This is a genomic window from Streptomyces incanus (genome assembly GCF_042656345.1).
Lineage (GTDB): Bacteria > Actinomycetota > Actinomycetes > Streptomycetales > Streptomycetaceae > Streptomyces > Streptomyces incanus.
The window spans coordinates 44,273-58,668 of record NZ_JBHSPC010000050.1; the positions used below are offsets into that span (position 1 = coordinate 44,273).

At 73.7% G+C, this 14,396-nt stretch carries 11 protein-coding genes and 1 pseudogene; 10 read left to right on the plus strand and 2 right to left on the minus strand.

Annotation, left to right across the window (positions count from 1 at the left end):
- Positions 1-54: 54 nt before the first annotated feature.
- From coaBC to ACFP2V_RS18780, 3 genes are all read left to right on the plus strand, one after another.
- Complete coding sequence (gene coaBC, locus ACFP2V_RS18770) at positions 55-1,257, plus strand: bifunctional phosphopantothenoylcysteine decarboxylase/phosphopantothenate--cysteine ligase CoaBC (RefSeq protein WP_381213311.1); 1,203 nt, start codon at positions 55-57, stop codon at positions 1,255-1,257.
- Positions 1,258-1,503: 246 nt separating this feature from the next.
- Positions 1,504-2,712: a methionine adenosyltransferase gene (gene metK, locus ACFP2V_RS18775; protein WP_381213314.1), complete on the plus strand. Its 1,209-nt coding sequence runs from the start codon at positions 1,504-1,506 to the stop codon at positions 2,710-2,712.
- Positions 2,713-2,848: 136 nt separating this feature from the next.
- Entirely contained in the window at positions 2,849-5,008 is a 2,160-nt protein-coding gene (locus ACFP2V_RS18780; protein ID WP_381213317.1) for a primosomal protein N', read from the plus strand.
- A gap of 93 nt (positions 5,009-5,101) precedes the next feature.
- Here ACFP2V_RS18780 and ACFP2V_RS18785 read toward each other — a convergent pair whose 3' ends face one another.
- Positions 5,102-5,668, minus strand: a complete 567-nt coding sequence (locus ACFP2V_RS18785; RefSeq protein ID WP_381213320.1) for a hypothetical protein — start codon at positions 5,666-5,668, stop codon at positions 5,102-5,104.
- A gap of 325 nt (positions 5,669-5,993) precedes the next feature.
- Between ACFP2V_RS18785 and fmt the strand changes: the two genes are divergently transcribed.
- Complete coding sequence (gene fmt / locus ACFP2V_RS18790) at positions 5,994-6,926, plus strand: methionyl-tRNA formyltransferase (protein ID WP_381213323.1); 933 nt, start codon at positions 5,994-5,996, stop codon at positions 6,924-6,926.
- Between the two features lie 131 nt (positions 6,927-7,057).
- Entirely contained in the window at positions 7,058-8,476 is a 1,419-nt protein-coding gene (locus tag ACFP2V_RS18795; RefSeq protein WP_381213326.1) for an RsmB/NOP family class I SAM-dependent RNA methyltransferase, read from the plus strand.
- Here the strand turns inward: ACFP2V_RS18795 and ACFP2V_RS18800 are convergent.
- Positions 8,457-9,318: pseudogene (locus tag ACFP2V_RS18800) on the minus strand (MMPL family transporter). The gene ACFP2V_RS18795 and the pseudogene ACFP2V_RS18800 sit on opposite strands and share 20 nt — an antisense overlap.
- Positions 9,319-9,596: 278 nt before the next feature.
- Between ACFP2V_RS18800 and rpe the strand changes: the two are divergent.
- The 5 genes from rpe (at position 9,597) to ACFP2V_RS18825 (ending at position 14,312) form a co-directional block, all read left to right on the plus strand.
- Entirely contained in the window at positions 9,597-10,283 is a 687-nt protein-coding gene (rpe, locus tag ACFP2V_RS18805) for a ribulose-phosphate 3-epimerase (RefSeq protein WP_381213329.1), read from the plus strand.
- A gap of 79 nt (positions 10,284-10,362) precedes the next feature.
- Positions 10,363-11,409, plus strand: a complete 1,047-nt coding sequence (locus ACFP2V_RS18810) for a sugar-binding transcriptional regulator (RefSeq protein ID WP_381213332.1) — start codon at positions 10,363-10,365, stop codon at positions 11,407-11,409.
- Positions 11,410-11,837: 428 nt separating this feature from the next.
- Entirely contained in the window at positions 11,838-12,191 is a 354-nt protein-coding gene (locus ACFP2V_RS18815; RefSeq protein WP_381213507.1) for a barstar family protein, read from the plus strand.
- A gap of 107 nt (positions 12,192-12,298) precedes the next feature.
- Positions 12,299-13,741, plus strand: a complete 1,443-nt coding sequence (locus tag ACFP2V_RS18820; protein ID WP_381213510.1) for a GuaB1 family IMP dehydrogenase-related protein — start codon at positions 12,299-12,301, stop codon at positions 13,739-13,741.
- Between the two features lie 118 nt (positions 13,742-13,859).
- Positions 13,860-14,312 (plus strand): Lrp/AsnC family transcriptional regulator, encoded by a 453-nt coding sequence (locus ACFP2V_RS18825; protein WP_381213335.1) that lies wholly within the window; start codon positions 13,860-13,862, stop codon positions 14,310-14,312.
- The last annotated feature ends 84 nt before the right edge of the window (positions 14,313-14,396 follow it).

Consider the following 14,396-nt stretch of genomic DNA (forward strand, 5'->3'; position numbering starts at 1 on the left):
GGTGGTCTCCGGCGCGCACGGGAGCCGATGTTCCGGGGAGAGACGGGGAGAGACGTGGACAAGCCGAAGGTCGTTCTGGGCGTCAGCGGCGGCATCGCCGCGTACAAGGCCTGTGAGCTGCTCAGGCGGCTGACGGAGTCGGGGCACGACGTCCGCGTCGTCCCCACCGGCTCCGCGCTGCACTTCGTCGGCGCCGCGACCTGGTCCGCGCTCTCCGGCCACCCGGTCTCGACCGAGGTGTGGGACGACGTCCACGAGGTGCCGCACGTCCGCATCGGACAGCACGCCGACCTGGTCGTGGTCGCCCCGGCCACCGCGGACATGCTGGCGAAGGCGGCGCACGGCCTGGCCGACGACCTCCTCACCAACACCCTGCTCACCGCCCGCTGCCCCGTGGTCTTCGCCCCCGCCATGCACACCGAGATGTGGGAGCACCCGGCCACGCAGGAAAATGTGGCGACCCTGCGGCGGCGCGGTGCCGTCGTCGTCGAACCGGCGGTGGGCCGGCTTACCGGCGTCGACAGCGGCAAGGGCCGGCTGCCCGACCCGGGCGAGATCTTCGAGGTCTGCCGTCGGGTGCTGGCCCGGGGCGTCACCGAGCCCGACCTGAGAGGCCGGCACGTCGTGGTCAGCGCCGGCGGCACCCGGGAGCCCCTCGACCCCGTCCGCTTCCTCGGCAACCGCTCCTCCGGCAAGCAGGGCTACGCGCTCGCCCGGACCGCCGCCGCGCGGGGCGCACGGGTCACCCTGATCGCCGCCAACGCCGCGCTGCCCGATCCCGCGGGGGTGGACGTCGTCTCCGTCGGGACCGCCGTACAACTGCGTGAGGAAGTGCTCCGGGCCGCCGCCGACGCCGACGCGGTGGTCATGGCCGCAGCGGTCGCCGACTTCCGCCCCGCGGCCTACGCGGCCGGGAAGATCAAGAAGCAGGACGGCCGGGAACCCGAGCCCGTCGCCCTGGTGCGCAACCCGGACATCCTCGCCGAGATCTCGGCCGATCGGGCCCGCCCCGGACAGGTGGTCGTCGGTTTCGCCGCGGAGACGGACGACGTGCTCGCCAACGGACGGGCCAAGCTGAAGCGCAAGGGCTGCGACCTGCTCGTGGTCAACGAGGTCGGCGAGCGCAAGACGTTCGGCTCCGAGGAGAACGAGGCCGTGGTGCTGGGCGCCGACGGCAGCGAGACGTCCGTGGCGCACGGCCCCAAGGAAGCCCTGGCCGACACGGTCTGGGATCTCGTGGCCGGGCGCCTGGGCTGAAGCATCCGTGACAGGGGCCGATGCTGTAAGGACCCTTAAACCTTGCCGCCAGGGCGTGGCGCCTCTGGCCAACACGCCCTGGCATGGGCAGAATGCCCGTGCCGCAGGTCACGGGGGTTCCCGAGAGGCGAGACAGGGGGACCCGTGGCGAGGCACGACCGATAAACTGTCCACGGACGGTGTGTGGTGCAGCCCCTGCCGTCCGCCAATGATCAGCCAGCAGCCGCTGCAACCACAGGGAGCGTTGTGTCCCGTCGTCTCTTCACCTCGGAGTCCGTGACCGAGGGTCACCCCGACAAGATCGCTGACCAGATCAGCGACACCATTCTCGACGCGCTGCTCCGCGAGGACCCGAACTCCCGCGTCGCCGTCGAGACCCTGATCACCACCGGCCTGGTGCATGTGGCCGGCGAGGTCACGACCAAGGCCTACGCGCCGATCGCGCAGCTGGTGCGCGAGAAGATCCTGGAGATCGGCTACGACTCCTCGAAGAAGGGCTTCGACGGCGCCTCCTGCGGCGTGTCGGTGTCCATCGGCGCCCAGTCCCCGGACATCGCCCAGGGTGTCGACACCGCGTACGAGTCCCGGGTCGAAGGCGACGAGGACGAGCTGGACCGGCAGGGGGCCGGTGACCAGGGCCTGATGTTCGGTTACGCGACGGACGAGACACCGACGCTGATGCCGCTGCCGGTCTTCCTCGCGCACCGCCTCTCCAAGCGTCTGTCCGAGGTGCGCAAGAACGGCACCATCCCCTACCTGCGCCCGGACGGAAAGACCCAGGTCACCATCGAGTACGACGGCGACAAGGCCGTCCGCCTCGACACCGTCGTGGTCTCCTCGCAGCACGCCTCCGACATCGACCTCGAGTCGCTGCTCGCCCCCGACATCCGCGAGTTCGTCGTGGAGCCGGAGCTGAGGGCGCTGCTGGACGAGGGCATCAAGCTGGACACCGAGGAGTACCGTCTGCTGGTCAACCCCACCGGCCGCTTCGAGATCGGCGGCCCGATGGGCGACGCGGGCCTCACCGGCCGCAAGATCATCATCGACACGTACGGCGGCATGGCCCGGCACGGCGGCGGTGCCTTCTCCGGCAAGGACCCGTCCAAGGTGGACCGCTCGGCGGCGTACGCGATGCGCTGGGTCGCCAAGAACGTGGTCGCGGCCGGCCTGGCCTCCCGCTGCGAGGTCCAGGTGGCGTACGCCATCGGCAAGGCCGAGCCGGTCGGTCTGTTCGTGGAGACCTTCGGTACCGCCAAGGTCGACACCGAGCGGATCGAACGGGCGATCGATAATGTGTTCGATCTCCGTCCGGCCGCCATCATCCGTGACCTGGACCTGCTCCGCCCGATCTACTCCCAGACCGCCGCCTACGGCCACTTCGGCCGTGAGCTGCCCGACTTCACCTGGGAGCGCACCGACCGCGTGGACGCGCTGCGCAAGGCGGCGGGACTGTAGTTCGCGCTCCGGCGCTTTCACCGAGGCCCGGCATCCCCCTTCGGGGATGCCGGGCCTCGGCTGTGCGCGGCTCCGGCGTACCGCTTGAGGTCGCAGCGGCCGTCGTGTGTCAGTGCCGTTTGGTAAGAATGCAGGCGTGAGCAGCGAGAACGGCGGGAGCGGACAGGCGGACGGCGGTGCGCGGGGCGCGCCGCCCGAGCAGCTCGCGCTCATCCGGGAGACCGTGCGCAAGACCGACACGCCCCGGGCCAAGCCGCGGACCTGGCGGGGCGCCGCGCTCGCCGGGCACCTGCCGGTCGCACGCGTCCTCGTCGACAAGGGCGTACTGCATCTCGACCGGTACTTCGACTACGCCGTGCCCGAGGAACTTGACGCCGACGCACAGCCGGGCGTGCGGGTGCGGGTGCGGTTCGGGGCCGGCCGGCACCGGGTGCGTGAGGGGCGCCGCGAGGGCGGCGGGCTCATCGACGGGTTCCTGGTCGAGCGGCTCGCCGAGTCCGACTACTCGGGTCCGCTGGCCGCCCTCGCCCAGGTGGTCTCGCCCGAGCCGGTCCTGAGCGAGGAGCTGCTGGGGCTGGCCCGCGCGGTCGCCGACCGGTACGCGGGCAGCCTCGCCGATGTGCTCCAGCTCGCCGTACCGCCGCGCAGCGCACGCGCCGAGCGGCGACCCTCGCCCGCCCCGGCGCCGCCGCCCCCGGCACCCGAGCCGGGTTCCTGGGCCCGGTACGAGCAGGGGCCCGCCTTCCTCCGGTCGCTGGCCGCCGGCGGCGCTCCGCGCGCCGTGTGGAACGCGCTGCCCGGACCGCTCTGGAGCGAGGAGCTGGCCCGTGCGGTCGCGGCGACGCTGGCCTCCGGCCGCGGCGCCCTCGTCGTCCTGCCGGACGGACGGACCGCCGCCCGCGTCGACGCCGCGCTCACCGAGCTCCTGGGCAAGGGGCGGCACGCGGTGCTGACCGCCGACGCCGGGCCCGAGAAGCGGTACGCGCAGTGGCTCGCCGTGCGCCGTGGGTCCGTGCGCGCCGTGATCGGCACCCGCGCGGCGATGTTCGCGCCCGTCCAGGACCTCGGGCTGGTCGCGCTCTGGGACGACGGTGACGACAGCCACAGTGAGCAGCACGCCCCGCAGCCGCACGCGCGTGAGGTGCTGCTGCTGCGGGCGGCCCAGGACAAGTGCGGTTTCCTGCTGGGCAGCTGGAGCTGCACGGTGGAGGCCGCCCAGCTGGTGGAGACCGGCTGGGCCGGGCCCCTGGTCTCCGGAAGGGACCAGGTGCGGGCCGCCGCTCCGCTGGTGCGGACCGTCGGGGACGGGGATCTCGCGCGGGACGAGGCCGCCCGCGCCGCCCGGCTGCCGTCGCTCGCCTGGCAGGCCGTCAGGGAGGGGCTGCGGCACGGGCCGGTGCTCGTGCAGGTGCCCCGGCGCGGCTATGTCCCGCGGATGGCGTGTGCGGGCTGCCGTACCCCGGCGCGGTGCCGGCACTGTGCGGGGCCGATGGAGGTCCCCGGCGCCGGCGATCTGCGGTGCGGCTGGTGCGGGCGGCGCGAGGAGGGCGGCTGGCACTGCCCGGAGTGCGGCGGGTTCCGGCTGCGGGCCCAGGTGGTGGGGGCGCGCCGGACCGCCGAGGAGCTGGGCCGGGCCTTCCCCGCAGTGCCGGTGCGCACCTCCGGGCGCGAGCATGTGCTGGACACGGTGCCGGGTGCGCCCGCGCTGGTGGTGAGCACGCCGGGGGCCGAGCCGGTCGCCGAGGGCGGGTACGCGGCGGCGCTGCTGCTGGACGGCTGGGCGATGCTGGGCCGGCCCGATCTGCGGGCCGGGGAGGACGCGCTGCGCCGCTGGATCGGCGCGGCGGCGCTGGTGCGTCCGCAGACGGAGGGCGGCACGGTCGTGGTGGTCGCCGAGCCGACCCTGCGGCCCGTGCAGGCGCTGGTGCGGTGGGACCCCGCCGGACACGCGGTACGGGAGCTGGGGGAGCGGGCCGAACTGGGCTTCCCACCGGTGTCGAGGATGGCGGCGGTCTCGGGGCCGGGAGAGGCCGTGGCCGGGTTCCTCCGCGCGGCCGGGCTCCCCGGGGAGGCAGAGGTACTGGGGCCCGTCCCGCTGTCCGTCACCCCCGTGGGCCGCCCGCGGCGCCCCGGCGGCCCGCCGCCCGGGGACCACTGGGAGCGGGCCCTGATCCGGGTCCCCCCGGGCAGGGGAGCCGCGCTGACCGCCGCCCTGAAGTCCGCCCAGGCGGCCCGCATGGCCCGCGGCGGCGACGAACCGGTATGGGTACGGATCGACCCGCCCGACATCGGCTGAGGAGTACGGGCCGGGAAACGGCTGTGGCGAGCAGGCTGGGGAGGGGCTGCCCTCCCGGGCGCGGTCGCGTCCAGGAGGACCGAGGGCGGGCGGTCAGCCGTTACGGGGGCCCGGGAAGGTGGTGGGGCCGGGGAAGGCCGTGGGGCGCGGGTCGTCGCGCAGGGACGGGCTGCCCGCCGTCGGCTGGGTCGGCATGGAACGGGCGGCGGGGACCGTCGGCACGCTGGAGACTCCCGCACCCACGTTGACCGTGCGCGCTCCCGACGGCTCGGCGGTGTGCTCCGTCTCCGTGGCCTGGTTCTGGGTGGCCGCGGCTCGGCGGGCGCCGTAACGACGGTGGACCGCCTGCTTGGTCACGCCGAGCGCGGAGCCCACCGCGTCCCACGAGAAGCCCAGCGAGCGGTCGAAGTCCACGGCCGCGGTGACCAGGGTCTCGACGCTGTCCCGCAGTTCCTGGGCGAGACGGACCGTCGGGGCGGGGGCGCGTCCGTAGACGACGAAGCCCGTGGAGGGGCCGGAGCGGCGCGGGCGGTAGACGTTGCCGAGCTGGGCGGTGAGCGTGCGCAGTGCGTCCACCTGCCGGCGGACCCGCTCGATGTCCCGCACCAGCAAGTGCAGGCTGGCGCGAGCCTGGGCGTCGTGGGTTGCGTGGTCGGCCATGAACAAGCCTCTCGAACCGGCGTTGAAAGGAATGGGCCGCGTCGGAGCGGTCCGGTGTGGTCAACTCTTTCTTGACCAACGCGGATCCGCTCCGTGGGTCACGGGCTGGGGGCGTGGTGATTCCCGCACACGCCCCTGTGGGGTGACTGCGCGCCCAGGCCCTCGTCCGGAGCCCGTTCCCGGGCCCGTTCCCCGGACCGCCCCCTCCCGCGCCCGAACCGTCGCCCGCGTGCTGCCCGTACGCCGCCCGTATGCCCTCAGCCGTCCCCCCATAGACTGGTGCGCTGCCCGCAACGTCCCCGCCCGAGAGGCCCGAATCCACCCCATGAAGCTCGTCTTCGCCGGCACCCCCGAGGTCGCCGTTCCCGCCCTGGACGCTCTTCTCGCCTCGGAGCGGCACGAGGTGGCCGCCGTCGTCACCCGGCCCGACGCGCCGGCCGGGCGGGGCCGCAGGCTGGTCGCCTCTCCGGTCGCCGAGCGGGCGCAGGAGGCCGGGATCGAGGTGCTCAGGCCCGTGAAGCCGCGGGACCCGGAGTTCCTCGAGCGGCTGCGCGAGATCGCCCCCGACTGCTGTCCCGTCGTCGCCTACGGAGCCCTGCTGCCCCGGGTCGCCCTCGACATCCCGGACCGGGGCTGGGTCAACCTGCACTTCTCGCTGCTGCCCGCCTGGCGAGGGGCGGCGCCCGTGCAGCACGCCATCATGGCGGGCGACGAGATCACCGGCGCGTCCACCTTCCTCATCGAGGAAGGGCTCGACTCGGGACCGGTCTACGGCACCGTCACCGAGGAGATCCGCCCCACCGACACCAGCGGCGACCTGCTCACCCGGCTCGCCTTCGCCGGCGCCGGACTGCTCGCCGCGACCATGGACGGCATCGAGGACGGCACCCTGGAGGCCGTACCGCAGCCCGCCGACGGGATCACCCTCGCCCCGAAGGTCTCCGTGGAGGACGCCCATGTCGACTGGAGCGCCCCGGCCCTGCGCGTCGACCGCATCGTGCGCGGCTGCACACCTGCGCCCGGTGCCTGGACCACCTTCCGGGGCGAGCGGCTCAAACTCGTCCAGGTCACGCCCGTCCCCGACCGCACGGATCTCGCGCCCGGCCGGCTGTCCGCGGGCAAGAACAACGTGTACGCCGGCACCGGCTCGCACGCCGTGGAACTGCTGTGGGTGCAGGCCCAGGGCAAGAAGCCGATGCGCGCGGCCGACTGGGCACGCGGTGCACGGATCGGCGCCGAGGAGACCGTCGGCGGCTGACGCCGCAGGACCCCTGCCCCGCGCCCCGCGCCGCCGCACCCCGGCCGGGCGCCCGGCGCCACGCGACCCCGGCCCGTTCCGACGACGTACGCTGGACCGCGCACTTCACCCCACACCCGGAGCACCTTTTCGTGAGTGACCAGCCCCGTCGTCCCCGCAAGCCCGGCAAGCCCTACCGTCGGCCCCAGAAGGACCCCGTCCGCGTCCTCGCCTTCGAGGCCCTGCGGGCCGTGGACGAGCGGGACGCCTACGCCAACCTCGTCCTGCCGCCGCTGCTGCGCAAGGCGCGCGAGGGCGGTGACTTCGACGCCCGGGACGCGGCACTCGCCACCGAGCTGGTGTACGGCACGCTGCGCCGGCAGGGCACGTACGACGCGGTCGTCGCCGCCTGTGTCGACCGGCCGCTGCGCGAGGTGGACCCGCCCGTGCTGGACGTACTGAGCCTCGGCGTGCACCAGCTGCTGGGGACCCGGATTCCGACCCATGCCGCCGTGTCCGCCTCCGTCGAGCTCGCGCGCGTGGTGCTCGGGGACGGGCGGGCCAAGTTCGTCAACGCCGTGCTGCGCAAGGTCGCGCAGCACGATCTCGACGGCTGGCTGGAGCGGGTCGCGCCACCGTACGACGAAGACCCCGAGGACCATCTCGCCGTGGTGCACTCGCATCCGCGCTGGGTCGTCTCCGCACTGTGGGACTCCCTCGGCGGCGGCCGCGCCGGCATCGAGGAACTGCTGCGGGCCGACAACGAGCGGCCCGAGGTCACACTCGTCGCCCGTCCCGGCCGGGCCACCACCGGGGAACTGCTCGAGGAGGAGGCCGCTCTGCCGGGCCGCTGGTCGCCGTACGCGGTGCGGCTGAGCGAGGGCGGCGAGCCGGGCGCGATCCCGGCCGTGGCGGACGGCAGGGCCGGCGTGCAGGACGAGGGCAGCCAGCTCGTCGCGCTCGCCCTGGCCAACGCCCCGCTGGACGGGCCCGACCGGATGTGGCTGGACGGCTGTGCCGGCCCCGGCGGCAAGGCCGCGCTGCTCGCTGCGCTCGCCGCCGAGCGCGGTGCCGTCCTGCTGGCCTCCGAGAAGCAGCCGCACCGGGCCGGTCTGGTCGCCAAGGCGCTGGCGGGGAACCCCGGGCCGTACCAGGTCGTCGCCGCCGACGGGACCCGGCCGCCGTGGCGGCCCGGCACCTTCGACCGGGTGCTGGTCGACGTGCCCTGCACCGGCCTCGGCGCCCTGCGCCGGCGCCCCGAGGCGCGCTGGCGGCGCCGGCCGGGCGACCTGGAGGGCTTCGCCCCGCTGCAGCGCGGGCTGCTGCGCACCGCCCTGGAGTCCGTACGGGTCGGCGGTGTCGTCGGCTACGCCACCTGCTCGCCGCACCTGGCGGAGACCCGGGCCGTGGTCGCCGACCTCCTCAAGCAGTTCCCGGACGCCGAACTCTTCGACGCCCGGCCGCTGCTGCCCGGCGTCCCGGAGCTGGGCGAGGGCCCCGACATCCAGCTGTGGCCGCATGTGCACGGGACCGACGCCATGTATCTGGCGCTCATCCGCCGGACCGGCTGACGCCCGCCTCTTCCGGTTCGCGCACCGCGCCGGCGCCGTCCTCGCGGGCGAGCCGGTGCGGCCGCCACATCTTGGGGCCCACGTCCAGGAACAGGGACGTGACCAGCACCGACCGCACGATGAAGGTGTTCAGCGGCACGCCGAGGGCGACCGCGAAGCCGATCTCGGCGAAGGTGACCGCAGGCAGGGTGCCGAGCGCGGCGAAGGTACCCGCCGGCACCAGGCCCGCCGAGGTGCCGCCAGGCCCCGTGACGCGCACGGTGAGCCCGTCGCCGCTCCTGCCGATCTCGTCCCGCACGGAGCCGACGGCGGGCGCGATCCGCTGCCGGCCCGTCCCGTCCATGGTGATCGGTACGAAGATCTGTGCCGCCCGCGGATCGGTCTCGCGGTCGTGGACCGGGCCCCGGGTCCCGGCACCTCGGATACCGTGATCGGACAGGCGCCTCAGCTGCGCCGCGTCCTCGGTGATCCGCTGCCGGTCGGCGGCCGTCAGGCCGCGCGCGCGTGGACGACGACCGCGGGGATCTGCTCGGGCCGGAAGCCCCGGAGATCTGCAGGACCTGGGTGGACTCCGCGGACCCCGGAAGCCAGGACGCCGCGTCGTTGGCCTGGGCGTCGGTCAGCTTCTGCGCCGGGGGCGCCGCCAGGAACAGCACCACCAGCCACAGCACGGGGACCAGCCACTTGGCGCGGCGTCCACAGACCGGACGCCCGATGCCGCGCGTCCGACGCGCACCCTGCGGTTCGCCCGGATCAGGCACCCGAGGTGCGGCAGGTACCCCGCCCGCATCCTGCGTGCCCGGTGTCCCGCGCTCCCCGGGCGTGCCGCGCTCTTTGGGCATCCCGCTTTCCCCGGGGGTGCCGCCTTTCCCCGGGGGTGCCGCGTGTCGGGCTCCTGGCCGCCTCCACAGCCGGTCGGCCCCGGATCTGGGCGACCGGAGGCCACGGGCCACCGCGCGCCCGGCAACGGACAACCCGCGGTCCGCATACGACTCGTGGACCCCGTGCGACCCGTGAGCCCCGTGCGTCCAGGACGGCGATACAGCGGATACAGCTGATACGACCGCATCCGTCCCCCACCGATGCCGCCGACCCCCGGAGAGCATGGCAGGCTTGGTGCATGGCCGCGCAGATCAACCCCAGTATTCTCTCCGCCGACTTCGCCCGCCTCGCGGACGAGGCGCAGGCGGTCGCGGGAGCCGACTGGCTCCACGTCGACGTCATGGACAACCATTTCGTCCCGAACCTCACGCTCGGTGTGCCGGTCGTGGAGTCGCTCGCCCGTGCGACGGACACCCCGCTGGACTGCCACCTGATGATCGAGGCCCCCGATCGCTGGGCACCCCAGTACGTCGAGGCGGGGGCCGGTTCCGTCACCTTCCACGTCGAAGCGGCCGCCGCGCCCGTGCGGCTGGCCCGGGAGATCCGGGCGAAGGGGGCCAGGGCCTCCATGGCGCTGCGGCCCGCGACGCCGATCGAGCCGTACGAGGATCTGCTCCCCGAGCTCGACATGCTGCTGATCATGACGGTCGAGCCGGGCTTCGGGGGCCAGGCCTTTCTCGACATCATGCTTCCGAAGATTCGCCGCACCCGCGAGTTGATCGGCAAGCACGGCCTGGACCTCTGGCTCCAGGTCGACGGCGGTGTCTCGGCGTCCACCATCGAGCAGTGCGCCGACGCCGGAGCCGACGTCTTCGTCGCGGGATCCGCCGTGTACGGGGCACAGGACCCGGCCGAGGCGGTACGTGCATTGCGCAACCAGGCCGAGACCGCCACGGGCAAGGCATCCTGGGCGTGCGACCACTGAGCCACGGGAACGTGAACGGCTCTCCAGCAGGACCGTTCGACCGCGCCGGATCTGCAAGGATGAACGGCGAATCCAGAGTGTGAACAGCAGTGAGGAGATCGCCGTGTCGGGTATGTCGGCGGCGGGCCGTTCAGCCATGCGGATGGGACCCGCTGAGCTGGTGCAGGCGGCGGCCATGGCCCGCCGCTTCTACCTAGAGGGCAAGTCGAAGATCCAGATCGCCGAGGAGTTCGGCGTCAGCCGCTTCAAGGTGGCCCGGGTCCTGGAGACCGCCCTCGAACGGGATCTCGTACGCATCGAGATCCGTGTGCCCGCCGAGCTGGACGCGGAGCGCTCCGACGCGCTGCGCGCCCGCTACGGCCTCAGGCACGCCGTCGTGGTGGAGTCCCCGGCCGAGGCCGCGGAGACACCCGACCCCGAGAACCTGGGAGAGGTGGCCGCCGACCTGCTCGGCGAACTGGTCAACGAAGGAGACGTACTGGGGCTGGCCTGGGGCCGGTCCACCATCCACATGGCGGCGGCCCTGGACCGACTGGCACCCTGCACGGTCGTGCAGCTGACGGGCGTGTACGACGCCGGGACCGCCGAGCGCGGCTCGGTGGAGGCCGTACGGCGGGCCGCGCAGGTGTCGGGCGGCGACGCCCACCCCATCTACGCGCCGATGCTGCTGCCGGACGCGGCGACCGCCGAGGCACTGCGCCACCAGACCGGTATCGCACGGGCCTTCGAGTACTTCGACAAGGTCACGGTCGCCTGTGTCTCCATCGGCTCCTGGGAGCCGGGCATCTCGACGGTGCACGACATGCTCACGGATGAGGAGCGGGAGCACTACGCCTCCCTCGGCGTCGCCGCCGAGATGTCCGCGCACCTCTTCGACGCCGACGGGCGCCGGGTCGGCCGCGACCTCGGGGAGCGGTGCATCACGGTCAAGACCGACCAGCTCCGCCGGGTCCCCGAGGTCGTCGCGATCGCCGGCGGGCAGCGCAAGGGCTCCGCGATCGACGCGGTGCTGCGCTCCGGGCTGGTCACCAGCCTGGTGACGGACACCTCGGCCGCCGATTACCTGATGGCGGCGGGACCCGCGCCGAGGTCCGCGCTCAACCGGTCCGACCCGGACGGTCCCTGACCGGGCGGGGGACGGGGGCGGGCGTGGCAGCATCGGCGTATGGTGCCACGGTTCCTCCCTCTTTCCTGGCCTGCCTCCTGGTGCTGCCGACGGGCCCGCTCCTCGCAGGCTGCTCGCCCGGCGGCACCGAGGAGCCGCCGCCGGGCCGGGCCGACGGGACGGTCACCGTCCGGGGGGCCGGCCTCCCCGAGGAAGCGCGGCGCACGCCGGACCTCATCGACGCGGGCGGGCCCTTCCCGTACGGGCGGGACGGTGCCGTCCTCGGCGACTTCGAGCGGCTGCTGCCCCGGCGCGAACGCGGCCACCGCCACGAGTGCACGGCCGGGACACCGGACTCGGCCGACCGCGGGCCCGGCGTGTCGTCACCGGACGCGGCGGCGAGAGGTGCTGCACCGATGCCCCTACCCCTCGTTCAGGACGGTACTGGGATGACGCACGAACTGGCGGGCCGGCTCGTGGTCGCGCTCGACCTCGACGGGGCCACCGACAAGGCAGACCTGATGGACCGCTGCGCCCGCGCTCTGGACCTGCCGGGGTGGTTCGGCCGCACCTGGGACGCCCTCGCGGACTCCCTCGCCGACCACACGGTCTGGCCCGAAGGCGCCGTCGAACGTGGACTGCTGATCGTCGTGGACGGCTGGCTGCCCTACGCGACGGCACGCCCCGAGGAGTGGGAGACGGCGCGGGAGGTGTTCGCCGAAGCGGTGCGGCGGACCCCGTCGCTCACCGTGGCCCTCACCCTCGGAGGTTCCTCCCAGCCGCGCTCCGGCCTGCCTGGATGATCGCACCGGAACTGGCGTTCCGGTCGTCATGGGACAATGAAGTACGTGCTCTTCCCCCTGGCTGACCTGTCCGGGGGCCACCTCTGATCGACTGGGATGTGCAGCACGTGCGTTTCCTCAACGACATCCAGCCCGCGTACGACCTGACCTACGACGACGTCTTCATGGTGCCCAACCGGTCCGCCGTCGTATCGCGTCAGGACGTGGACCTCAGCTCCCCGGACGGTACGGGCACCACCATTCCGCTGGTCGTCGCCAACATGACGGCCATCGCCGGCCGCCGCATGGCCGAGACGGTGGCCCGCCGCGGCGGGCTCGTGATCATCCCGCAGGACATCCCGATCGAGGTCGTCACCGAGGTCGTCGCCTGGGTCAAGAGCCGCCACCTGGTCCTCGACACCCCCATCGTGCTGGCCCCGCACCAGACCGTCGCCGACGCGCTCGCCCTGCTGCCCAAGCGCGCGCACAACGCGGGCGTCGTCGTCGACGACGGGCACCGGCCGATCGGCGTGGTCACCGACACCGACCTGTCCGGTGTGGACCGCTTCACGCAGCTCAACGAGGTCATGTCCCGCGACCTGCTGCTCGTCGACGCCGGCATGGACCCGCGCGAGGCCTTCAACACCCTCGACGGCGCCAACCGGCGCTACGCCCCCGCCGTGGACAAGGACGGCCGCCTCGCCGGCATCCTCACCCGCAAGGGCGCCCTGCGCGCGACCCTGTACACACCGGCCACCGACGACCGGGGACGGCTGCGCATCGCCGCGGCCGTCGGCATCAACGGCGACGTCGCGGGCAAGGCCCAGCAGCTGCTGGACGCGGGCGTCGACACGCTCGTCATCGACACGGCGCACGGGCACCAGGAGTCGATGATCAGCGCGCTCAAGCTGGTCCGCGACCTCGACCCGCAGGTCCCGATCGCCGCGGGCAACGTGGTCTCCGCCGCGGGCGTCCGCGACCTGATCGAGGCCGGCGCGGACATCGTCAAGGTCGGCGTCGGCCCCGGCGCCATGTGCACCACCCGCATGATGACCGGCGTCGGCCGGCCGCAGTTCTCCGCGGTCCTGGAGTGCGCGGCGGAGGCGAAGAAGTACGGCAAGCACGTGTGGGCCGACGGCGGTATCCGCCACCCGCGCGATGTGGCGATGGCCCTCGCGGCCGGCGCGTCCAATGTGATGATCGGCTCCTGGTTCGCCGGGACCTTCGAGTCCCCGGGCGACCTCCAGCACGACGCGAACGGCCGCCCCTACAAGGAGTCCTTCGGCATGGCCTCCGCGCGCGCCGTACGCAACCGCACCTCGGAGGAGTCGGCCTACGACCGGGCCCGCAAGGCGCTGTTCGAGGAGGGCATCTCCACCTCCCGCATGTTCCTCGACCCGACCCGGCCCGGCGTCGAGGACCTGATCGACTCGGTCATCGCGGGTGTCCGCTCCTCCTGCACCTACGCGGGTGCCGGCTCCCTGGAGGAGTTCGGGGAGAAGGCCGTCGTCGGCATCCAGAGCGCCGCCGGGTACGCCGAAGGCAAGCCGCTGCACGCCAGCTGGACCTGACCGAGGTCTCGGCCGCCCGGCTCCCGGGCGGCCTTCACGAATCCCGCCGGCCCTGCCGTCCCTGCCGATCCCGCCGATCCCGCCCCGGATCTCCCAGAAGCGAAGTGAACCGCCCGCAGTGCTGAACGATCTCGACGAACGCATCGTGCACGCCCTCGCCGAGGACGCCCGCCGCTCCTACGCGGACATCGGCAAGCTCGTCGGCCTGTCCGCGCCCGCCGTCAAGCGGCGCGTGGACCGGCTGCGCGCCACCGGCGCCATCACCGGCTTCACCGTGCGGGTGGACCCCGCCGCCCTCGGCTGGGAGACCGAGGGTTTCGTCGAGATCCACTGCCGCGGAAACACCTCCCCGGAGACCATCCAGCGGGGCCTGGAGCGCTACCAGGAGGTGGTGTCCGCCTCCACCGTCACCGGGGAGGCGGACGCGATCGCCCAGGTCTTCGCCGCCGACATGCGGCACTTCGAACGGGTCCTGGAACGGATCGCGGGGGAGCCCTTCGTCGAGCGGACCAAGTCCGTGCTGGTGCTGTCACCGCTGCTGCGACGATTCTCGTCCGGACCGCCCGCCTGACGGCCGCCCGCACTATCCTCGGTGCCATGACCTGGCGACATTGATTTACCGGTAACGCCTCCCGAGGGCCGCCCCGGATGCCGT